The following is a 21,721-nucleotide window of genomic DNA, read 5'->3' as shown; positions in this document are numbered from 1 at the left end:
CTTAATTTAAAAACTCGTGAGGAGCAGGCCATGTCGCAATACCGTACCTTTACCGCTCAGGACGCCGTGGAGTATGCCAGGCAGTTTGGCGGACTTGACGATCCTTCATCGCTGGTAGAGGCGCAGGAGATTGGCGACGGCAACCTCAATCTGGTCTTTAAAATTTTCGACAGCGCGGGCGTGAGCCGCATCATCGTAAAGCAGGCGCTGCCCTACGTGCGCTGCGTCGGCGAGTCCTGGCCGCTGACGCTGGACCGCGCCCGTCTGGAGGCGCAAACCCTGGTCGAGCACTACCGGCACAGCCCGCAGCACACCGTGAAAATCCACCACTTCGATCCGGAGCTTGCGGTGATGGTGATGGAAGATCTCTCCAGCCATCGCATCTGGCGCGGCGAGCTGATCAAAAATAATTATTACCCGCTGGCGGCGCGTCAGCTGGGTGAATACCTCGCGCACGCGCTGTTCTACACCAGCGATTTCTACTTGCACCCGCACGAGAAGAAAGCGCAGGTGGCGAAATTCATCAACCCGGAGATGTGTGAGATCACCGAAGATCTGTTCTTCAACGATCCGTACCAGATCCACGAACGCAACAGCTACCCGGCCGAGCTGGAAAATGACGTCGCCGCGCTACGCGACGACGCCCAGCTGAAAATTGCCGTGGCCTCCCTCAAGCACCGCTTCTTTTCTCAGGCTGAAGCCCTGCTGCACGGAGACATCCACAGCGGCTCGATTTTTGTGGCCGACGGCAGCCTGAAGGCCATCGACGCCGAGTTCGGCTATTTCGGGCCGATGGGCTTTGACGTCGGTACCGCCATCGGCAACCTGCTGCTGAACTTCTGCGGCCTGCCGGGGCACCTGGGCATTCGCGATGCCGCCGCCGCGCGCGAGCAGCGCCTGACCGATATTCAGGAGCTGTGGAACACCTTCGCGGAACGCTTCCAGGCGCTGGCACACGAGAAAACGCGCGACGCCGCGCTCGGCGCGCCGGGTTACGCCTCTGCGTTCCTGAAAAAGGTCTGGCATGACGCCATCGGCTTCTGCGGCACCGAACTCATTCGCCGCAGCGTCGGGCTTTCCCACGTCGCGGATATCGACACCATTCAGGACGAGGCCATGCGACACGAATGCCTGCGCCACGCGATAACGCTCGGCAAGGCGCTCATTGTGATTGCTGACCGCATCGACAGTGCGGAAGATCTGGTGGCGCGGGTGCGGCAGTACAGTTGATTTTCTCCCTCTCCCTGCGGGAGAGGGCCGGGGTGAGGGCATCAAACTGCGCTTACCCCAAATACTCAATCACCGAAAGCCCGCCGTTATAGTCCGTGCTGTAGATAATTCCCTGCGCATCCACAAACACGTCACACGACTGGATCACCTGCGGGCGATTCGGTCGAGTATCCATCATTTTCTCCGGTGCCGCAGGCACCAGCGCACCGGTTTCCACGGGCCGATACGGATTTGAGATGTCATACGCGCGCACGCCCGCGTTCTGATACGTCGCAAAAATCAGCGTCGAGCTGACGAAGCTCCCCGGCCGGTTCTCGTGCAGGTTGTGCGGCCCAAAATGCGCCCCTTTCGCCACGTAGTCGGTTTCATCCGGCTGCGGGAAGGTAGAAATACTGACCGGATTCGACGGCTCGCGAATATCAAACAGCCAGATCAGCTTCTCGCCGTCTTCCTGGTTATCGAGCACCGCTTCGTCCAGCACCACCAGCAGATCGCGGTCGGGCAGCGGCAGCGCGGTGTGCGTGCCGCCGCCAAACGGCGGGCTCCAGTTACGGTGGCTGATGAGCTTAGGCTGGGTACGATCCTTCACGTCCAGCAGCGTCAGGCCGCCGTCGCGCCAGCTGCCATACGCGGTATCGCCTGCAATAATCGCATGGTGGAGCGCGTAGCGTTTCCCTTCCGGCCAGTTAGGCTTCTCCCCTTCTGCCTGATTCATCCCCGGCAGCCACCAGCGCCCTGCCACCTCAGGCTTACGCGGGTCGGCCAGGTCGATCGTCAAAAAGATGTAGTCGGTAAAGCCGTCGATCAGCGCCGACACGTACGCCCAGCGTCCGCCGACGTACCAGATGCGGTGGATGCCGATACCGCTCAGCGACAGAAAACCGATTTCGCGCGGCTTGTTCGGCGTGGAGATATCAAAAACGCGAAGCCCCGCGCTCCAGCCTTTGTCCTGCACGTCGCTGACTGTCTCGCCCACCTGCCGGGTGTAGTAGACCTTCTCGTCGGCAAAACGCGCATCGGCAAAAAGATCCCGCGCGTTAATGACCAGCAGGAGATCGTCATGCGCCTGGAGGTGCACGTTCCAGGTGCCCGGCGGTGCGGGCACGTAGCCTGCCGCTTTCGGGTTTTTCGGGTCGCGCACGTCGACAATCGAAAAGCCCTGCGACACCATATGGCCTATATAGGCGAAACCGCGATGCACCATCAGCTGCACGCCGTCCGGGCGACCACCCTGATCGCTATGGCCAATCAGCCGCATATTGCGGCTGTATTCGGGCGTAGGGAGCTCGCTCATTTATTTTTCGCTTCCAGCGTCGCAAACCACGGCGCGATAAAATCTTCCGTCTGGCCCCAGCCCGGAATGATTTTGCCCAGCGACGCCACGTTCACCGCGCCCGGCTGGGCGGTCAGCAGCGCCTGAGGAATGGCGGCTGCCTTAAAATCGTAGGTCGCTGGCGTTGCTTCCCCGGCAATCTTGTTCGCTACCAGACGCACGTTGGTCGCGCCAATCAGCTTCGGATCCACCGCCACGCTCACCTTCCACGGGCTGCCCGGCTCGCGCATCAGCTGCAGATCCTGGTTGGAGATGTCGATGCTGTAGAGTTTAATCTCGGTACGGCCGTTCTCTTTCAGCGCCTTATACGCGCCCTGGCTGAAGGCGTCCCAGGTTCCCCAGATGGCGTCGATTTTACCTTTCGGGTATTTCGCGAGGATTGCGCCCACCTTGTTGGCGGTGTCGCCCTGCACGTCGGAAGAGACTGCGCCGATAGACTCCAGCTCTTTAATGTCCGGATACTGTTTTTGCAGCTCTTTATAGGCCGCCTGACGACGCTCCATCGGCGGGAAGCCCGCCACCCACAGCTTGACGATATTGGCCTTGCCGTTGAAATCTTTCGCCAGCTGGCCGAAGGAGAGGTTCGTCAGGGAGGCATCATCCTGCTGGGTAACGGTCACGCCCGGGATCTCGCCGTTGACGGCGGTATCAAATACCGCGACCTTAATCCCGGCGTCCACCGCCTTCTTCACCAGCGCGGTGGAGTACGGATCGCGGCCCTGAGACAGGATAATCCCGTCGTACTTCTGGCTGATGGCCTGGTTCACGAAGTCCTGGAATTTGGCGTCGTCCCCGTTGCTTAAAAAGGTGCTGACCTTAAAGCCGAGCTTCTTCCCTTCCTGAATGGCCCCGGCAATAAACTGCGTGGTGTTGTCGTCTGAGCCGAGGTTACGGATCACCGCGATGCGGATCGGGCCGTCATGGTTGGCAATGGCCGCCGGAAGCGGTGCAGGCGTGGCCGCAAAGCCAGGCAGAGCGGTGAATAACCCTAATGCCACCAAAGAGAGTGCAATCTTTTTCATTTTTTATCCCGTTGTGTTGTCAGCGTTTTTGTATGTAGGTAATCGCCAGCGCTACCGCGAGCACCAGCCCTTTTATAATGTCCATGGCGTAATACGGCACGGAGAGCATCACCAGCCCGTTCGACAGCACGCCGAGAATAACCGCCCCGACCAGGGTCCCCAGCGCGTTCGGCTTGCCGGACCCGGCCAGCGAGAAGCCAATCCACGCCGCCGCCACCGCATCCATCAGATATCCGCCGCCCGCGTTTACCTGCGACGAGCCAATGCGCGAGGCCAGCAAAATCCCGCCCAGGCCCGCCAGCAGCGAGGCAATCACGTAGGCCGCCACCTTGTAGCGGGTGGTGCGAATGCCGGAGAGACGCGCCGCTTCCGGGTTACCGCCAATGGCGTACATCCGGCGTCCATGAGTGGTGAGCGACAGCCCCAGCTGTGCCAGCACGGTCACCACCAGCATGACGATCACGATGGTCGGCACCTGTCCCAGCAGGCTGAACGTCGCCGGAATAGTCCCTTCCGCCATATCGCCGCTCGGCAGCACCATGTTTTCGGTAATCGACCCGCCGTAGCTGTAGGTCATCGCCACGCCCTGGATCACAAACAGGCTGGCCAGCGTCGCGAGCATGTCCGGAATGCGCAGGATGACGATCAGAAAGGCGTTAAACAGCCCCACCAGCGTGCAGAGCGCGAGGGTAATCAGAATCGACTCGGTGGTGCCAAAGCCGTGCCAGACGAAAAGGGAAATCACCAGCGCGTTCGCCAGCGACGCGGTAGACCCCACGGAGAGATCGAATCCGCCGATGGTCAGCGAGATCGACACGCCGATGGCAATCACCGTCACGATGGCAATCGAGCGAAGAATGTTGATGATGTTGTTCGGATCGAGGAAGCTGTCCGACGCCAGGCCAAAGACGGCCACCAGCGCGACGACGGTCAGCAACATGCCCCACCTGTAGAGAAAATCGAAAATCTGCTGACGGCCAGACGCCGTCGCGTTTACTGAAAGGGCCTTGCTCACGACGCCGTTCCTCCGGTTGAATAATAAAGTAGTGTCTCTTCACGGGCCTCGGTCCCGGCGATTTCCGCCACGATGCGCCCGTCCCACAGCACGCAGATGCGGTCGCACAGCCCGACCAGCTCGGCAAATTCGCCGGAGGCGTAAATCACCCCTTTGCCCTCGCGCGCCAGGCCGTCAATCAGCTGGAACAGATCGGTTTTGGCCTTCACGTCCACGCCTTTGGTCGGCTCGTCGAAGATCAGCACGCTCGCGTCATTACGCAGCCACTTGCCGATGGCCACCTTCTGCTGGTTACCGCCGGAGAGACGTCGCAAAACCTGCCCGGGACCGCGCGCGCGAACGCCGACGCGGGCGATCACCTCCTCCGCCCAGCGCCACGCCTGACGATGGCCGAACAGGCTCCAGCGCGAGAAGCTGTTATCGGCGCACACGGCAAGGTTCATGCTTACCGGCTCGTCGATAAAAATACCCTCTTTGCGCCGCTCTTCCGGCACCAGCGCCAGCCCGCGCAGCACCGAGTCCGCCGGGTCGCGCGGCTGCCAGGGCTGTTGATTCAGCTCACCGCGCGCCACGCGGCTTTTGCTGGCGCCAAACAGCGCCTTACAGAGTTCGGTTTTTCCCGCCCCCGCCAGCCCGGCAATACCAAGAATTTCGCCCTTGCGCAGGTGCAGGGAGATATCTTTCAGCAGCGCGTCGTCGTGCAGACCTTCTACCCGCAGGAGCGTCTCTTCGCCGTGCGGCGGCCGCGCGGGCGGATAGATATCGCTCAGCACGTGGCCGAGCATCTTCTCGACGATCGCTTCTCCGCTAAGATCGGCCATCGGTCCGGACTCAATCAGCTTGCCGTCGCGCAGCACCGTCAGGGTGTCGCAGATGGCCTTCAGCTCGTGAATGCGGTGGGAGATAAACACCACGCCGATGCCCTGCTGCTTTAAGCGTCTGACTACCGCAAACAGGCGCTCGCTCTCGTGCGCGTCCAGCGGCGCGGTGGGCTCATCAAGAATCAAAAAACGGCAGTGGTGGGATAGCGCCCGCGCCAGCAAAATCTGCTGCTTTTCGGCAAGCGTGCAGCTGTCGATGGAACGGCGTACGTCCAGAGAAACATCCAGCTGCGCCAGCGCCTGTCTCGCCTGCTGACGGATCGCGCGCCAGCTGAAGCGATGCCCCGGCTGCGCCAGCTGGTCGAGCATGATGTTCTCGGCGATGCTTAACCCCGGGATCAGGGCCACGTCCACCTCCTGCTGCACAAGGTGGATCCCCAGCCGTTTGGCATCGAGCGGTTCGCGGATGTTTACCGGCTGGTTGTTAATGCTGATCTCGCCCTCATAGTGGTCGTGCGTCCCGCACAGTACCGCCATCAGCGTCGATTTTCCCGCGCCGTTGGCGCCGGTCAGCGCGTGTACGGAGCCGCCGGATAAGGTGAAATTCACGCGCGACAGCGCCTGAAAGCCGGAAAAGGCCAGGCTGATACCGCGCATTTCAAGGCGACTGGAAACCATCCGCGTAAATCCTTCATTACTCTTCTGATTTATCGAATTTTTCACAGCTCCGGTTGACTGACAACGACGGAAAAGGCATAAGTTAAAGCGAAATATTATTAGCCATCCGGATGTCCAGACATAACATCGGGTTAGCGCTTCCCAAAAAGGACACCATCATGAGCAACACCGATATCCGCGTCGTGCCTGGCCCGGCGAATTACTTCTCTCATTCCGGAAGCCTTGCGCATCTGAATGACTTCTTTACCCCTGAACAGCTTTCCCGCGCGGTGTGGATCTACGGCGAGAGCGCGATCGAAGGCGCGCGCCCTTTCCTGCCGGAGAGCTTTAATGCGCCGGGGGCGAAACACCTGCTGTTTAAAGGCCACTGCAGCGAGCGCGACGTCACCCATCTGGTGAATGAATCCGGCAGCGACGCCAGCGTGGTGATTGGCGTTGGCGGCGGCGCGGTGCTCGATGCCGTCAAGGCCGTGGCGCGCCGCTTAGGAGTGCCGTTCGTGGGCATCCCCACTATTGCCGCCACCTGCGCGGCGTGGACCCCGCTCTCCGTCTGGTACAACGATGCCGGTCAGGCGCTGCATTTTGAGATCTTCGACGACGCCAACTTCCTGGTGCTGGTGGAGCCGCAGATCGTCCTTAACGCACCCGCGGAATACCTGCTGGCGGGCATCGGCGATACGCTGGCGAAGTGGTACGAAGCGGTAGTGCTCGCCCCGCAGCCTGAAAAGCTGCCGCTGACCGTGCGGCTGGGCATCAACGGCGCGCTGGCTATCCGCGACGTGCTGCTGGAGCACAGTGAGGAAGCCCTGGCTGACCAGCAGCGCGGTGAACAGACGCAGGCGTTCCGGGACGTGGTGGATGCGATTATCGCAGGCGGCGGGATGGTCGGCGGTCTGGGCGAACGCTATACCCGCGTGGCGGCGGCGCATGCGGTGCACAACGGTTTGACCGTGCTGCCGCAGACGGAAAAATACCTCCACGGCACCAAGGTGGCCTACGGCATTCTGGTGCAGAGCGCCCTGCTCGGCCAGGACGACGTGCTGGCACAGCTGGTCTCGGCGTATCGGCGTTTTAACCTGCCGACCACGCTTCGCGCGCTGGAGGTCGATATTAACAACCGAGAGGAGCTGGATAAGGTGATTGCCCACACCCTGCGTCCGGTGGAGTCAATTCATTATCTGCCGGTGACGTTAACGCCCGACGTTCTGCGCGCGGCGTTTGAGAAGGTGGAATACTTCAGCCGTTAATCTCCCTGACCGTCTATACCTAATGATGATTCTTACCACTCTCGTAACGAGGTCATCATGCAGATCGATTTAACAGGTAAAAAGGCACTGGTTACCGGTGCCAGCCGCGGGTTGGGTCGGGCTATTGCACTGTCGCTGGCGCGCGCCGGTGCGGATGTGATTATTACGTATGAAAAATCTGCCGATAAAGCCCAGGCGGTCGCTGAGGAGATTAAGGCGCTGGGACGACACAGCGAAGCCGTGCAGGCCGACAGCGCCAGCGCGCAGGCGATTCAGGATGCCGTCACCCATGCGGCGCGTTCCCTTGGCGGGCTGGACATCCTGGTCAACAACGCCGGGATCGCGCGCGGCGGCCCGCTGGAATCCATGACCCTGGCGGACATCGACGCGCTCATCAACGTCAACATTCGCGGCGTGGTGATCGCCATTCAGGAAGCGCTGGTGCACATGTCTGACGGCGGGCGCATTATCAACATCGGCAGCTGTCTGGCCAACCGCGTGGCGATGCCGGGTATTGCCGTTTACTCGATGACCAAGTCTGCACTCAACTCCCTCACCCGCGGGCTGGCTCGCGATCTGGGGCCGCGCGGTATTACCGTTAACCTTGTCCACCCCGGCCCCACCAACAGCGATATGAACCCGGAAGACGGCGAACAGGCGGAAGCTCAGCGCCAGATGATCGCCGTCGGCCACTACGGCCAGCCGGAAGACATCGCGGCGGCAGTCACGTTTCTTGCCAGCCCAGCCGCCGGGCAGATCTCCGGTACCGGCCTGGATGTGGACGGCGGGTTGAACGCCTGATCGCAATCTCCATGCAAGCCTCTGTCGCCCGGCAGAGGCCTTTTCGAGCCGCCTCGACGGTATGCGTTTTGCCTCTTACCTGTATTTTTTCTCCGCTCTACAGTACCCCATAAGAAATTCGGAATTTATCTAATAGTCTTATTATTTCCTTATATTTTATGTGGGCGTACAGTGGAGGTACGGATGAAGATTGTCTGGTCAAAGAATGCAAAGAAAGAATTTTCCAAAATCGATGGCCGATATCAGCGAAGAATCAAAGCAAAACTTGCTGAGCTGGACGATCGCTCAGCTCCCCGGCCCGATATCAAAAAAATATCGGCAACAGAAAATCATTTTCGGCTACGCGTTGGCGATTACCGCATTCTGATTACACTTCGGGACGATCCCGATAACCATTGTTATGTTTTGGCCGTCAAGCGCAGAACATCAACGACCTACCTTCACAAGGAGAAAGCCCCCTATGGCTGTTCAACTAATTAAGGACGATGACGGAAAAGCGCAGTACGTCGTTATTCCCTATGATGAATACTTTCGTATGTGCTTACAGATGGCAGAAATTGACGACGAAACCGATGATGATCTAGAGGATATTGAAGTCGAACACGATTGTTATGATGACGTAGGATTACCTGGTGAAGTATGCGACGTCATGCATAACGAGAACGTCAGCCTGCAGGCCGCGTGGCGTATCCTGCGCGGGCTATCCCAGCAGGAGGTGGCGGAGAAACTCGGCATCAGCCAGTCCGCCGTGTCACAGCTGGAAGCGCTGGACTCCCGTCCGCAAAAGCGCACCCGCGAAAAGCTGGCGGCGATCTACGGCTGTAAGCAGGAACAGATCAGCCTCTATTTACCGAAAGAGGGTTAACAGCACTTCGCCCCGCCCTTGCCGCCGTAGCGGGCGTCCTGGCGGTCACGGAAAAATTCTTCGTAGGTCATTGGCGTCTGGTCCGGATGATTGACGCGCATATGCTCGACGTAGTTGTCGTAGTCCGGCACGCCAATCATCATTTTGGCGGCCTGGCCCAGGTACTTACCGGCTTTGGAAAGGGTGTCGAACATAGTTCTGATCTCACAGGGAATGTAGGCCGGGTAAGGCGAAGCCGCCACCCGGCACACAGGTTAATGCGCCCCTTTCGCCTGGGTCACAATCTCTTCCAGGTTTTCAGGCATCGGCTCGTACGGCGTCTCTTTCGCCGTTGGCTTATCGTTTTTCAACGCCGCCAGCGCGGTCCTGAGAGAATACAACGCCAGCACCACGACCACCACCATAAAGAAGATGGTTAGCCCGGCGTCCAGACGGTTGTTAAACACCAGCTGCGACAGCTGCGATTCGGTGTACTGCGCCGGGATCTTGCCGCTGTCGATCATCGCCTGGAACTTGTTGGCAATCGCCAGGAAGCCCACCTTATTATCCGGGCTGAAGGCTTTCTGCCAGCCCGCCGTCAGGGTACAGATAAGCAGCCACGCGGTTGGCACCAGCGCCACCCAGGCGTAACGCTGGCGCTTCATCTTGAACAGCACTACCGCGCAGAGCATCAGCGCCATGCCCGCCAGCATCTGGTTGGCGATACCGAACAGCGGCCACAGGGTGTTGATCCCGCCCAGCGGATCGACCACGCCCTGATGCAGGAAGTAGCCCCACGCCAGCACGCACAGTGCCGTCGCCAGCAGGTTAGCCGGGAGCGAATCGGTCCGCTTCAGGTTCGGGGAGATGACGCCCAGCAGATCCTGCAGCATAAAGCGCGCCGCACGGGTTCCCGCATCCACCGCCGTCAGGATAAACAGCGCTTCAAACAGGATGGCGAAGTGATACCAGAACGACACGTCCATCAGCCCGCCCAGCGCGCCGTGAAGAATATACGCCATGCCGACCGCCAGCGTCGGCGCGCCGCCCGCGCGGGAGATAATCGACTGCTCGCCCACTTCGCTGGCGATGCTCGTCAACGTATCAGGGGTGATCGCAAAGCCCCAGCCGCTCACCACCTGCGCGGCAGACGCTACCACGTCAACGGTGCCGGCCGGGGCCAGTACCGCCATCGGGCTGTTCATCGCGAAATACACGCCCGGGTCGATAATGCAGGCGGAGACCAGCGCCATAATGGCCACGAAGGACTCCATCAGCATACCGCCGTAGCCGATCAGGCAGGCCTGATTTTCATTCGCCAGCATCTTCGGCGTGGTACCGGAGGCAATCAGCGCGTGGAAGCCCGACACCGCACCGCAGGCGATGGTGATAAACAGGAACGGGAAGAGATTGCCGGTCCAGACCGGGCCGGTACCGTCGATGAATTTGGTTAATGCCGGCATGGTCAGGGTCGGGCGCATAATCAGAATGCCGATCGCCAGCCCGACGATAGTGCCGATTTTCAGGAACGTTGAGAGATAGTCACGCGGAGCCAGCAGCAGCCATACCGGCAGCACCGCCGCCACAAAGCCATAGCCCACCAGCATCCAGGTCAGCTGTACGCCGGTAAAGTCGAAGAACGGCGCCCAGGTCGGGCTTTCCGCCACCCAGCCGCCGGAGATAATGGCGAACACCAGGAATACCAGGCCAATCACCGACACTGCACCAATCCGGCCCGGACGCAGGTAGCGGATGTAGATCCCCATGAACAGCGCCAGCGGAATGGTAAAGGCAACGGTATACGTTCCCCACGGGCTGTGGGTCAGCGCTTTCACCACGATCATCGCCAGCACCGCGAGGATGATCACCATGATCATAAAGGTCGCCACCAGCGCAATCACCCCGGCAGTGGCCCCCATCTCCTCTTTCACCAGCTCACCCAGCGAACGTCCGTCGCGGCGGGTAGAGACGAACAGCACCATAAAGTCCTGCACCGCGCCTGCCAGCACCACGCCCGCCAGGATCCAGATCATCCCCGGCAGGTAGCCCATTTGCGCCGCCAGCACCGGCCCCACCAGCGGGCCTGCCCCGGCAATCGCCGCAAAATGGTGACCGAACAGCACTTTCTTATCGGTCGGCACGTAGTCCAGACCGTCGTTATGGCGAACGGCAGGCGTCATGCGCGTTGCGTCAACGCCCAGGACGTTCTTCGCGATATAGCGGCCATAAAAACGATAGGCGATCAGGTAAACGCAGACCGAGGCGACGACGATCCAGAGCGCATTGATCTGTTCCCCCCGGTTGAGGGCGATATAGCCCAGGGCAAAGGCTCCCACAACGGAGAGCCCTGCCCATGTAAGGTATTTCCCTGAGTTGTTCATAGTTGTTGTCCGTTGTTGTGAAACAGTGAGATGTTACATTTTGTTTCTAGAACAACCGGAAAAATTTAACAACTTTGAAACGCAATAATGCGTGGTCAAACCAGAGATTTACACCACAGTGTTAAGCCGATCACTTTGATCTGCCTGGGTTAGCCCAGCACCATCGTACTTAACCGGCAGGTGCAGCACCGCCGCCCCTGCTCGTCGAAGACCACAATCTCCCAGCTCTGGCTCGAACGCCCAAGATGCAGCGGCTGACACACGCCGCGAACCTTACCGTGGGAAACTGCCCGATGATGCGTGGCGTTCAGCTCCGTTCCCACCACGCTCTGCCCGTCGCGGGTCATCAGAAATCCGGCCATTGAGCCGAGCGTTTCCGCCAGCGCCGCCGAGGCACCGCCGTGAAGCAGGCCAAACGGCTGATGGGTTCGCGCATCTACCGGCATCTCCGCTTCCAGCGTGTCATCCCCGAGGCGGGTATAGATGATGCCCAGGTTCGCCACCAGGGTATTCACGCTGGTGGCGTTCAGTTCTTCAAGCGATAAATGACGTTTCCAGATCATTTATGCCCCCAGCGTGGAGCCGCCGTCCACCACGATATCCTGCAGGGTGATGTGGCTGGCGGCATCGGAGGCAAGGAACAGCACGGTCGCAGCTATCTCCTGCGGGCGGGCAATTTTGCCCAGCGGAATGCCGAGCTTAAACTGCTCGCCGAAGCCGCGGATGCGCTGCTGTTCCGCATCGTCGCTTTTCCACAGGGTGCGCTGCATATCGGTGTCCGTTGAGCCCGGCGACACCAGATTGCAGCGCACGCCGCTGCCCGCCAGCTCCAGCCCGACGGTCAGGGCCAGGCTTTTCAGCGCCGCTTTCGATGCGCCGTAGGCGCTCATGCCGATGCGCGGCGCGTGCGCCGCGTCGGACGCCACGGTGACCATCGCCCCGCCCTGCTGGCGGCGAAACTGGCCCATCGTCTGCTGGAAAAGGTTGAACGCTCCGCCGACGTTGACCGCGAAGGTATGCTGCCAGTCCTCCTGCGAGAGCTGGTCCGTCGCCCCCATGCGCAGAATGCCCGCGGCGTTGACCAGCACGTCCAGCCGTTCGAGCGAAGCCAGCGCGCGCCCGCAAACCTCATGTACCTGTGCGGCATCCGCCACGTCCAGCGTTTCGGTGGCAAACGGATAGTCATCCTGCGGGAAGGCCAGATCGAACCCGGTCACCTGTGCGCCTGCTTCGGCAAACGCCAGTGCAGTCGCGTAGCCAATCCCCTTCCCCGCGCCCGTCACCCAGACGGTTTTGCCGGTAAAATCGAATCCCGCCATTACTTCACCTCGCGGGAAAGCAGCGCCCACCAGGCGTCGAGAGTGGGATTTTTTGCCAGCATCACGAAGTCGATATCGCCGTGCACTTTGCGCCAGCGGGCGGCCAGCGCCATCATGCGCACTGAATCCAGGCCGTAGTCGATCAGGTTTTCGTCATCCATCGGCTCGTCGGACTCGTCCAGCAGCGGAAGGATCAGCTCGCGCAGCGCGGCTTTCGAGGCCGGAACGGACGGCAGCAGCTCGTCGGTCATCACCACGCGGCCCGAGCGTCCGGCCACGTAGTTCAGGGACATCAGGTGCTCGTCACGGGTGAAATCTGCCAGCGCGTCGGCAATAAAGAACGGCTTAATGTCGCGCATAAAGGCGTCGGTGGCGGTGGTCATGCAGCCGATGTGAGCGTACACGCCGGTAATCAGCAGCTGGTTGCGGCCCGTCTCTTTCAGCATCTGCTCCAGCGGCGAGCGGTGAAATGCGCTGTAGCGCCACTTCACCAGCACCGTGTCCGCTTCGTCCGGGGTCAGCTCGGCGACGATGCGCTGCTGCTCCGGCGAGCGGGTCAGGCCCGGCCCCCACATGTCGTTCAGCAGGGCGCGGTCTTCATCGCTCTGCTCTTTTGGCTGCGCGGTGTAGTAAACCGGGATATTGTGTTCTTTGCAGTACGTGCGCAGTTTAGCGATGTTCGCTACTACCTGCTGCATCATCGCGCTATTTTCGCCCCAGAAGTTCAGGAAATACTCCTGCATATCGTGGATCAGCAGCGCCGCGCGCTCGGGCTCAAACGCCCAGTTCACCTTGTTGGTCGGCAACTCTGCGGCGGTTGGCAGCGCGTAAGCGGTTAATTTTGGGATGGCCATACTCTGTTCCTCAGCCCCGGGCGCGTTCAGCAAGCCACAGGCGCAACTGTTTCTTATCGACTTTGCCGACCGGCGTTAGCGGGAGCGCATCCACGCTCTCCACGCGGTCCGGCAGCTTGAATTCGGCAACGCCCTGCTCGCGCAGGAAGCGACGCACCTCGACCGCGCGCAGGGGCTGTTTCACCACCAGATACGCGCAGCTCTTCTCGCCCAGCAGGCTGTCCTCCATGCTCACCAGCGCGGCGTGGATCACCGACTCATGGCGCAGCAGCAGGTTCTCGATCTCTTCGGCGGCGATCTTCTCCCCGCCGCGGTTGATCTGATCTTTCTCACGACCCTGCACGGTGATGTAGCCCTGCTCGTCGATGGCGATCAGATCCCCGGAGCAGTAAAAGCCGTCGGCGTCGAAGGCGCTGGCATTGTGTTCCGGGCTGTTGAAATAACCGCGGAAGGTATACGGGCCGCGCGTCATCAGGCGTCCGACCTCCCCGAGCGGCAGCGGGTTGCCATGCTCGTCGGCCACCCACACTTCGTCGTCCGGGCACATCGGGCGGCCCTGGGTGTTGATGATGCGTTCCGGCGCGTCGTCGAGCGCGGTGTAGTTCACCAGCCCTTCCGCCATGCCGAACACCTGCTGAAGCTGGCAGCCGATTTCCGCCGGAATGCGCGCCGCGAGCGTGGCGGAGAGGCGCGCGCCGCCCACCTGCAGCAGCTTCAGTGATTTAAGCTGCGCGCTGCCCGCGCCGTCGGCAATCGCCTGCAGCCAGAGGCTCACCGCCGGCGGGACCAGCGAGGTGACGTTAATCTGATGTCGTTCAATCAGCGGGAAGCAGAGCGTGGCGCTCGGATCGTTCGCCAGCACCACGCAGCCGCCCGCGGTGAAGACGCCCAGCGATCCCGGCGAACTCATGGCGTAGTTATGCGCGGCGGGGAGCGCGTTCAGGTAACGGGTTTCGGCGGTAATGCCGCAGATCTCGTTGCTGCGGCGGATGCTGTAGTCGTAGTCGTTATGCGTGCGCGGGATCAGCTTCGGCGTGCCGGTACTGCCGCCGGAGAGCTGGAAGAAGGCCACTTCGTCGGCGGGCGTCGGGTTCGGGATGAAGTTGTCCGCCGGACGCGCAATCGCCTTTTCCAGGGCATGTTCACCCTTATCGCCGCGCAGGAGCACGACGCGTACCGAACGGTGTTCATCCACGAAAGCGTTGAGGAAGTCATCGCCCGCAAACAGCGCATGGTCGCGATCGGCGATCAGCACGGCGGGGTTGATCTGCGCCGCGTAGGCGTTCAGCTCGCTGCGCTGGTGGCTAAAGAGCGCGTTGACCGGCGCGACGCCGATTTGCAGCAGCGCGAAGAAGGTGATGTAGAACTCGGCCACGTTGCCGAGCTGCACCAGCGCGGTCTCGCCGCGATGCAGTCCACGCCCCTGAAGGGCTGAGGCCAGGTTGTTCACCGCCTGATTCAGCGCGCGGTAGGTGATGTGCCGCTCGCCGTCAATTATCGCCACGGCATCGCTGTCCGCGCGATCCGTCAGGATGTGGGTCAACGGCAGATCCTGCCAGTAGCCTTTTTCACGGTAGCGGCGGGCAAATGCCTCAGGCCAGCGGGTAAAGGGAATGGTCATGAGTCTTCCTTAGTGCAAACCAAATACGTTGAGCATGGTGGAGAGCTTCACGCCCGTCTCGCGCCACTCGCCCACCGGCGAGGAGGCAGGCACAATGCCCGCACCGGCAAACAGACGAACGGTATTTTTATGCAGACGCGCGCAGCGGATGGTCACCACCCACTCGCCGTTGCCTTCGCTGTCGCACCAGCCGACGATGCCGCCGAACAGCTCGCGGTCGAACGGCTCAAGCTCGGCGATCAGTTCTTTCGCCGCCTGATGCGGGAAGCCGCTCAGCGCCGGGGTCGGGTGCAGAAGGCAGGCCAGGGTCAGGGCGTTTTCGTTTTCACGCGCGTCACCTTCAACCGGCGTCGCCAGATGCCACAGCGTCGGCGTGGTAATCAACTGAGGAGAATCAGGCATGGTGAGATGATGGCTGCGCGGTGCCAGAATGGCCTTCATCGCCTGGGTCACGAGGTCGTGCTCGTGGCGATCCTTTTCAGAGGCCAGCAGCTTATTGCCCGCTTCGCGATCTAATACATCATCGGGCTGACGACGCGCCGAGCCTGCCAGCGGCAGCGAACTAAAGTGCGCGCCCTCTTTGCGCAGCAGCAGTTCCGGACTCGCGCCGAGCAGCACCCCGCCGTCTTCCAGCGGCACGTGAAAGTTGAAGCTCGCCGGGTTCTGGGCAATCAGGCGCTCCATCAGAGCACCGCTGTCCATGTTTTTGTCGGTCGCGATATCAATCAGGCGCGACAGCACCACCTTGTTCACCTGCGGCGTGGCGGTGAGCGACGCGGCGCGAGCGACCATCTCTTCGAAAACGGGCTGCGGCGGGATCTCGGTGCGTTGTTCCACCTTCAGTGCCTGCGAGCCGGAAAAATAACGTGCAGACTGCTGACGTGCCGGACGGGAAAAGGTCTGCCAGCGTTGGGGAATAAACAGAGAGGACGGCTTGCGGGTATCGAACGGGATAGCCCCTACCATCACCGGATGAGCGATACCGCTGGCTTTCGCATTCAGGAAGGCCTGGGCTAATTTTTGCTGGAAGCGACCCGCCGGATCGTCACCGCCAACTGCGGGTTCACTGAAGCGGGCAAAGCAGCCGGACGTAGTAAAGCTGCGGTAAGGCGACATAAAGAAAAAACGGTCTGATTCCAGCGTGGTTGCTGCGTGCTGAACTTCCTCAGCCAGGGACGTATCCATATCATCCTCCTTAAAATGATAAAAGAAGCAATAATGATTATCATTTATATTTTCGTCGGCTAACCTAATCCCACATCGCTCCGCTGTCAACCGTCGGGCAAATAACTTGTGCGACAAAAGCTTGCATCCAGATGCTGCAACCATGAAAATGAGAAGCATTATCTTCAGCAAAAACAGGATCCCGCGCTGTGAAATTCCCTGCTGCTTCCCGTAATCCCCTGCTTTTATTGGCACTTTTTGTTTTAGGACTTACCTCAGCCGCTGCCGCCGACTGGCCGCGTCAGGTGACTGACAGCCGCGGCGTTCACACGCTAGAGAGCAAACCGACGCGCATTGTCTCTACCAGCGTGACCTTAACCGGCTCCCTGCTGGCGATTGACGCCCCGGTCGTCGCCAGCGGCGCGACCACGCCGAACAACCGCGTGGCCGATGCGCAGGGCTTTTTGCGCCAGTGGGGCGATATTGCGAAACAGCGTAAAGTTGCACGGATGTATATTGGCGAACCGAGCGCCGAAGCGGTGGCCGCGCAAATGCCGGATCTGATTTTGATCAGCGCCACCGGCGGTGATTCCGCGCTGGCGCTGTACGATCAGCTCTCCGCCATCGCGCCGACGCTTATCATCAACTACGACGACAAGAGCTGGCAGGCACTGCTGACGCAACTGGGCACCATCACCGGGCAGGAAAAACAGGCCGAAGAGCGCATTGCCGCGTTTGATAAACAGCTCGCGCAGGTGAAACAGCAGATGAAGCTGCCGCCGGAGCCGGTGAACGCCATCGTCTACACCGCCGCCGCGCACAGCGCCAACCTGTGGACCGCAGAATCGGCGCAGGGCAAGCTGCTGCAACAGCTGGGCTTTACGCTGGCGGACCTGCCCGCCGGTTTGCAGACCTCAACAAGCCAGGGCAAGCGGCACGATATTATCCAGCTGGGCGGTGAAAACCTGGCAACGGGACTGAACGGCGAAGGGCTGTTCGTGTTTGCCGGCGACCAGAAAGATGTGGATGCGATTTACGCCAACCCGCTGCTGGCGCATCTGCCGTCGGTGAAAAACAAACGGGTTTGGGCATTGGGAACCGAGACGTTCCGCCTGGATTATTACAGCGCGATGCTGGTGTTAGACAGATTGAATACGTTGTTTAAGTAGGCATTTTCCCACCCTCTCCCTGTGGGAGAGGGCCGGGGTGAGGGCATCAGGCCACACCGTCGTTCAACACAACCTCCTGCCTGAACCGCCGCAATTCCACCAACGCCACTAACAAAATCACGCCAACCATCGCTAACGCAAACCCGCTGCTGCTCGCCGCCGCCGCCGGGGTCATTATCGCCCCCAGCCCGCCGAGGATAGCCGCGCCAATGGCATCGCCCGTGACGTTCTGCGCCGTCCACAGGCCGTTGATGCGCCCGAGCATCCCTTCCGGCGTCTGGGTCTGGATCAGGGTGTACTGCAGCAGCGAACTGATGGCGCTCAGCCAGCCAAATATCACCAGGCACATCACCCCGAGCGCCCACGCCGGCATCAGGCTAAAGAAGCCGATGGCGATAAACGACGCCAGAGTGGCAAGCAGCATAATCAGCCCCGGACGCGCGCTCTCCGCCAGGTTGCCGCTGGTCAGCGCCCCGCACGCCGCGCCGAGCGGAATGGCCGCGTAGAGAATGCCAATCTCCGAGGCGCTCATCTGCCACTCTCCCGCTAATGCCGGATACAGCACGCGCACGGCGCTCGCCATGGTCAGCAGGCCGCCGAGCAGCGCAATGCCGCCAATCAGCGGGTTGCTGAACAGGAAACGAATCGCGGCCATCAGCGATTTCAGCGGGTGCTCACGCGGCTGCGGCGGAGGCGGCAGCAGCGGCAGGCGCAGCAGCGTCAGCGTGGTGATAAAGGTCCCTGCCGCCGCCAGCCCGTAGTTCCACGCCACGTTGCCGGTCGCCAGCAGCAGGCCGCCCACCATCGGTGAAATCACCGAGCCGAGGCGCACGGTGAGCATGGTGATCGCCCCCGCCTGCATCAGATTTTCTCGCCCGACCAGCGCGGGCGTGGCCGCCAGCAGCGCCGTCACGCCCAGCGAGGCGAAAAAGCCGTCCCACAGCCCCAGGGCATAAATGGCGATCAGCGACGGCTCAGGCAGCATGGCGTTCAGACACAGCCCGATAAAGCCCACGCCGCAGGTGCCGCGCGCCAGCAGGATCAGCTTCTTGCGCTCGTAGCGGTCCGCCAGCACGCCGCCAACCATCAGGCCGATAAACATCGCCCCGCCGGTTAAGGTAACCGATAACCCCACCAGCCAGCTGGAGTGCGTCATGGTCTGGATCTGGACCGGCACGGCCACGCCGAGCAGGCCGAGGGATAAAATGGAGATAAAGCGAGCGATAAACACGGCGCGATAGGCCGGGTGCGTTTTGAGCAGGCTGAGGTTAAGCAGCCAGGATTTTTGATTCATGACAAAGCCTTGAGTGTAATTCTACCCATTCCATGGGCGCACATGCTAACATAGCCAAATAAGATAGATAACGATAATCACTATCATTATCAAATCATGGATGTTGCTATGTCGTTTTCCTCTTCTTCGGTGCGCGCCATTGCCGTGCCCGTTTTATTGCTGCTGTTGATCCTTGCGACTGCACTCAGCCTGCTGGTCGGCGCGAAGCCGCTTCCCGCGTCCGTCATCGTTGATGCGCTCACTGGCACCTGCCAAAGCGCTGACTGCACTATCGTGCTCGACGCTCGCCTGCCCCGCACCCTTGCCGGGCTGCTGGCCGGTGGCGCACTCGGCCTTGCCGGTGCCCTGATGCAAACCCTCACCCGCAATCCGCTGGCGGACCCCGGCATTCTCGGCGTTAACTCTGGCGCCAGCTTTGCCATCGTGCTCGGAGCGGCGCTGTTTGGGTTTACTTCTCCCTTTGAACAGCTGGCGATGGCTTTCTGCGGCGCGCTGGCCGCCTCGCTGCTAGTGGCGTTTACCGGCAGCCAGGGCGGCGGCCAGCTGAGTCCGGTACGCCTGACGCTGGCGGGCGTGGCGCTCGCGGCGGTGCTGGAAGGCTTATCTAACGGCATCGCCCTGCTCAACCCGGACGTCTACGACCAGCTGCGCTTCTGGCAGGCCGGCTCGCTGGATATCCGCACCCTTGAAACCCTGAAAGTGGTGGCGTTCCCGGTCATTATTGCTGCCGCCGTGGCGCTGTTTTTAAGCCGGGCGCTGAACAGCCTGAGCCTCGGCAGCGACACCGCTACCGCTCTAGGCAACCGCGTGGCGCGCACGCAGCTGATTGGCCTGCTGGCCATCACCGTCCTGTGCGGCAGCGCGACCGCCGTGGTCGGCCCGATTGCCTTTATCGGCCTGATGATGCCGCACATGTCGCGCTGGCTGGTGGGGACGGATCACCGCTGGTCGCTGCCGGTCACGCTGCTGGCTACTCCTGCGCTGCTGCTGTTTGCCGACGTGCTGGGTCGCCTGCTGGTGCCGGGCGAGCTGCGCGTCTCGGTGGTCAGCGCCTTTATCGGCGCGCCGGTGCTGATCTTCCTGGTACGACGTAGACGCGGAGGTGGCGCATGATGGCCCCGTCCCGTCGTTTACTCACCAGCGTCTCGCTGCTAAGTATCCTCATTCTGCTGCTGGCGGTCTGGAGCCTGCGCAGCGGCGCGGTGACGCTCGATTTTTCTCAGGTGCTTAACGCCCTGCTCGGCAGCGCGCCGCGCAATATCACCATGGTTGTCACCGAATGGCGCCTGCCGCGCGTGGCGATGGCAATTCTGGTAGGTGCGGCGCTCGGCGTCAGCGGTGCGATATTCCAGTCGCTGATGCGCAACCCGCTCGGTAGCCCGGACGTGATGGGACTCAACACCGGGGCCTGGAGCGGCGTGCTGGTAGCGATGGTGCTGTTCGGTCAGCACCTGACGGCCATTACCTTTACGGCAATGGCGGGCGGCATTCTGACGTCGCTGGTTATCTGGCTATTGGCCTGGCGCAACGGCATCGACACCTTCCGGCTGATCATTATCGGTATCGGCGTACGTGCGATGCTGATGGCCTTCAATACCTGGCTGCTGCTGCAGGCCTCGCTGGAAACGGCGCTTTCCGCCGGGCTGTGGTACGCAGGTTCCCTTAACGGCCTGACGTGGGGCAAAACCTGGCCCGCCGCGCCGCTGATTGTGCTGATGTTTATCGGCGCGCTGCTGTTGGTTCGCCGCATGCGGCTGCTGGAGATGGGCGACGACAGCGCCTGCGCGCTGGGCGTGAGCGTCGAGCGCTCGCGCCTGATGCTGATGCTGGTCGCCGTACTGCTGACCGCAGCCTCTACGGCGATCGCCGGGCCAATCTCGTTTATCGCCCTCGTGGCACCGCATATCGCGCGACGTCTTAGCGGGACGGCGCGCTGGGGACTAACCCAGGCGGCGCTGTGCGGCGCGCTGCTGCTGCTGGCCGCCGATCTCTGCGCCCAACAGCTGTTTATGCCTTATCAACTGCCGGTGGGCGTAGTGACCGTCAGCCTCGGCGGGATTTACCTCATCGTCTTGCTCGTTCAGGAGTCACGCAAGAAATGACAGATACAACCACCCGCTTGCGCGGCGAACATCTCACCCTCGGCTACGGCAAAAAAATCATTGCCCGAGACTTAACCGTTGCCATTCCGGACGGCCACTTCACGGCAATTATCGGCCCGAACGGCTGCGGCAAATCGACCCTGCTGCGCACGCTGAGCCGCCTGATGACGCCGGTGGAAGGCAGCGTCTTCCTCGACGGGGAGCAGATCCAGCGCTTCGCCAGCAAAGAGGTGGCACGCCGCATCGGGCTGCTGGCCCAAAACGCCACTACGCCGGGGGACATCACGGTGCAGGAGCTGGTCTCGCGCGGGCGCTACCCGCACCAGCCGCTGTTTACCCGCTGGCGCAAAGAAGATGACGAGGCGGTGAACCGCGCGATGCAGGCGACGGGGATCGCCGATCTCGCCCGGCAGAGCGTGGACACCCTCTCCGGCGGCCAGCGTCAGCGGGCGTGGATTGCGATGGTGCTGGCGCAGGAGACGTCGATCATGCTGCTGGACGAGCCGACAACGTGGCTGGACATCAGCCATCAGATTGACCTGCTGGAGCTGCTGAGCGAGCTGAACCGCACGCAGGGGTACACCCTGGCGGCGGTACTGCACGATTTAAACCAGGCATGCCGCTACGCCACGCACCTGATTGCCTTGCGGGACGGTGAGATTGTGGCCCAGGGTGCGCCGCAAGAGATTGTCACGCCGGAGCTTATAGAGCGGATCTACGGCATGCGCTGCATGATAATCGACGATCCGGTGGCGGGTACGCCGCTGGTGGTGCCGTTAGGTCGGCGGTAATTACCGAGTGGCGGCTACGCCTTACCGGGCCTACA

At 61.3% G+C, this 21,721-nt stretch carries 21 protein-coding genes; 9 read left to right on the top strand and 12 right to left on the bottom strand.

Annotated features, from left to right (window positions below):
* Positions 1-30 precede the first annotated feature (30 nt).
* Positions 31-1,230: an S-methyl-5-thioribose kinase gene (mtnK, locus tag ELK40_RS06475; RefSeq protein WP_127729995.1), complete on the top strand. Its 1,200-nt coding sequence runs from the start codon at positions 31-33 to the stop codon at positions 1,228-1,230.
* Between the two features lie 52 nt (positions 1,231-1,282).
* On the opposite strand, the gene ELK40_RS06470 is transcribed toward mtnK, so the two are convergent.
* From ELK40_RS06470 to ELK40_RS06455, 4 genes are read right to left on the bottom strand one after another with little or no spacing between them, the layout of a single operon-like run.
* Complete coding sequence (locus tag ELK40_RS06470) at positions 1,283-2,524, bottom strand: LVIVD repeat-containing protein (RefSeq protein ID WP_127729992.1); 1,242 nt, start codon at positions 2,522-2,524, stop codon at positions 1,283-1,285.
* Positions 2,521-3,585 (bottom strand): sugar ABC transporter substrate-binding protein, encoded by a 1,065-nt coding sequence (locus tag ELK40_RS06465; RefSeq protein WP_048026943.1) that lies wholly within the window; start codon positions 3,583-3,585, stop codon positions 2,521-2,523. The genes ELK40_RS06470 and ELK40_RS06465 overlap by 4 nt, the downstream gene beginning before the upstream one ends.
* A 19-nt stretch (positions 3,586-3,604) precedes the next feature.
* Positions 3,605-4,600 (bottom strand): ABC transporter permease, encoded by a 996-nt coding sequence (locus ELK40_RS06460; protein WP_115874471.1) that lies wholly within the window; start codon positions 4,598-4,600, stop codon positions 3,605-3,607.
* Entirely contained in the window at positions 4,597-6,099 is a 1,503-nt protein-coding gene (locus ELK40_RS06455; RefSeq protein ID WP_127729989.1) for a sugar ABC transporter ATP-binding protein, read from the bottom strand. The genes ELK40_RS06460 and ELK40_RS06455 overlap by 4 nt, the downstream gene beginning before the upstream one ends.
* Before the next feature lie 158 nt (positions 6,100-6,257).
* Between ELK40_RS06455 and ELK40_RS06450 the strand changes: the two genes are divergently transcribed.
* The 4 genes from ELK40_RS06450 to ELK40_RS06435 all read left to right on the top strand — a co-directional run bounded on the left by ELK40_RS06450 (position 6,258) and on the right by ELK40_RS06435 (position 9,012).
* Positions 6,258-7,346 carry an oxidoreductase gene (locus tag ELK40_RS06450; protein WP_127729987.1) on the top strand — a complete coding sequence of 363 codons (1,089 nt, stop codon included), beginning with the start codon at positions 6,258-6,260 and terminating at the stop codon, positions 7,344-7,346.
* A gap of 57 nt (positions 7,347-7,403) precedes the next feature.
* Positions 7,404-8,147, top strand: coding sequence for a 3-oxoacyl-ACP reductase family protein (locus ELK40_RS06445; RefSeq protein WP_045909613.1), 744 nt, complete (start codon positions 7,404-7,406; stop codon positions 8,145-8,147).
* A gap of 183 nt (positions 8,148-8,330) precedes the next feature.
* On the top strand, positions 8,331-8,627 hold the full coding sequence (locus ELK40_RS06440) for a type II toxin-antitoxin system RelE/ParE family toxin (protein WP_127729985.1): 297 nt from the start codon (positions 8,331-8,333) through the stop codon (positions 8,625-8,627).
* Positions 8,608-9,012: a helix-turn-helix transcriptional regulator gene (locus ELK40_RS06435; RefSeq protein WP_127729982.1), complete on the top strand. Its 405-nt coding sequence runs from the start codon at positions 8,608-8,610 to the stop codon at positions 9,010-9,012. The genes ELK40_RS06440 and ELK40_RS06435 overlap by 20 nt, the downstream gene beginning before the upstream one ends.
* On the opposite strand, the gene ELK40_RS06430 is transcribed toward ELK40_RS06435, so the two are convergent.
* From ELK40_RS06430 to entC, 7 genes are all read right to left on the bottom strand, one after another.
* Positions 9,009-9,206: a YbdD/YjiX family protein gene (locus ELK40_RS06430; RefSeq protein WP_006809671.1), complete on the bottom strand. Its 198-nt coding sequence runs from the start codon at positions 9,204-9,206 to the stop codon at positions 9,009-9,011. The genes ELK40_RS06435 and ELK40_RS06430 overlap by 4 nt on opposite strands.
* Before the next feature lie 60 nt (positions 9,207-9,266).
* A complete protein-coding gene (gene cstA / locus ELK40_RS06425; RefSeq protein ID WP_127729980.1) occupies positions 9,267-11,372 on the bottom strand; it encodes a pyruvate/proton symporter CstA in 2,106 nt (701 codons plus the stop codon).
* Positions 11,373-11,521: 149 nt separating this feature from the next.
* On the bottom strand, positions 11,522-11,935 hold the full coding sequence (gene entH, locus ELK40_RS06420) for a proofreading thioesterase EntH (RefSeq protein WP_127729977.1): 414 nt from the start codon (positions 11,933-11,935) through the stop codon (positions 11,522-11,524).
* On the bottom strand, positions 11,936-12,691 hold the full coding sequence (entA, locus tag ELK40_RS06415; RefSeq protein ID WP_127729975.1) for a 2,3-dihydro-2,3-dihydroxybenzoate dehydrogenase EntA: 756 nt from the start codon (positions 12,689-12,691) through the stop codon (positions 11,936-11,938).
* Positions 12,691-13,545: an isochorismatase gene (locus ELK40_RS06410; protein ID WP_115874463.1), complete on the bottom strand. Its 855-nt coding sequence runs from the start codon at positions 13,543-13,545 to the stop codon at positions 12,691-12,693. Before ELK40_RS06410 ends, entA begins: the two co-directional genes overlap by 1 nt.
* Before the next feature lie 10 nt (positions 13,546-13,555).
* Positions 13,556-15,166, bottom strand: a complete 1,611-nt coding sequence (gene entE / locus ELK40_RS06405) for a (2,3-dihydroxybenzoyl)adenylate synthase EntE (RefSeq protein ID WP_127729972.1) — start codon at positions 15,164-15,166, stop codon at positions 13,556-13,558.
* Between the two features lie 9 nt (positions 15,167-15,175).
* A complete protein-coding gene (gene entC, locus ELK40_RS06400; protein WP_127729969.1) occupies positions 15,176-16,351 on the bottom strand; it encodes an isochorismate synthase EntC in 1,176 nt (391 codons plus the stop codon).
* Positions 16,352-16,539: 188 nt separating this feature from the next.
* Here entC and fepB point away from each other — a divergent pair, with 188 nt between their 5' ends.
* A complete protein-coding gene (gene fepB, locus ELK40_RS06395; RefSeq protein WP_127729966.1) occupies positions 16,540-17,499 on the top strand; it encodes a Fe2+-enterobactin ABC transporter substrate-binding protein in 960 nt (319 codons plus the stop codon).
* Between the two features lie 46 nt (positions 17,500-17,545).
* On the opposite strand, the gene entS is transcribed toward fepB, so the two are convergent.
* Positions 17,546-18,793: an enterobactin transporter EntS gene (gene entS / locus ELK40_RS06390; protein ID WP_127729963.1), complete on the bottom strand. Its 1,248-nt coding sequence runs from the start codon at positions 18,791-18,793 to the stop codon at positions 17,546-17,548.
* 108 nt (positions 18,794-18,901) lie between these two features.
* On the opposite strand from entS, the gene fepD reads away from it, so the two are divergent.
* Genes fepD through fepC form a run of 3 tightly spaced genes read left to right on the top strand, consistent with a single transcriptional unit; the run spans position 18,902 to position 21,686 of the window.
* A complete protein-coding gene (fepD, locus tag ELK40_RS06385; RefSeq protein ID WP_127729960.1) occupies positions 18,902-19,906 on the top strand; it encodes a Fe(3+)-siderophore ABC transporter permease in 1,005 nt (334 codons plus the stop codon).
* Positions 19,906-20,895: an iron-enterobactin ABC transporter permease gene (gene fepG / locus ELK40_RS06380; protein ID WP_127732739.1), complete on the top strand. Its 990-nt coding sequence runs from the start codon at positions 19,906-19,908 to the stop codon at positions 20,893-20,895. Before fepD ends, fepG begins: the two co-directional genes overlap by 1 nt.
* The gene (gene fepC, locus ELK40_RS06375) at positions 20,892-21,686 is read left to right on the top strand and encodes an iron-enterobactin ABC transporter ATP-binding protein (RefSeq protein WP_127729956.1); all 795 of its coding nucleotides are present in this window, start codon (positions 20,892-20,894) and stop codon (positions 21,684-21,686) included. Before fepG ends, fepC begins: the two co-directional genes overlap by 4 nt.
* Positions 21,687-21,721: the final 35 nt, after the last annotated feature.

Source organism: Enterobacter sp. N18-03635 (genome assembly GCF_004006055.1).
In the GTDB taxonomy this organism is placed as follows: domain Bacteria; phylum Pseudomonadota; class Gammaproteobacteria; order Enterobacterales; family Enterobacteriaceae; genus Enterobacter; species Enterobacter vonholyi.
This window is presented reverse-complemented; position numbering and strand designations above follow the sequence as displayed.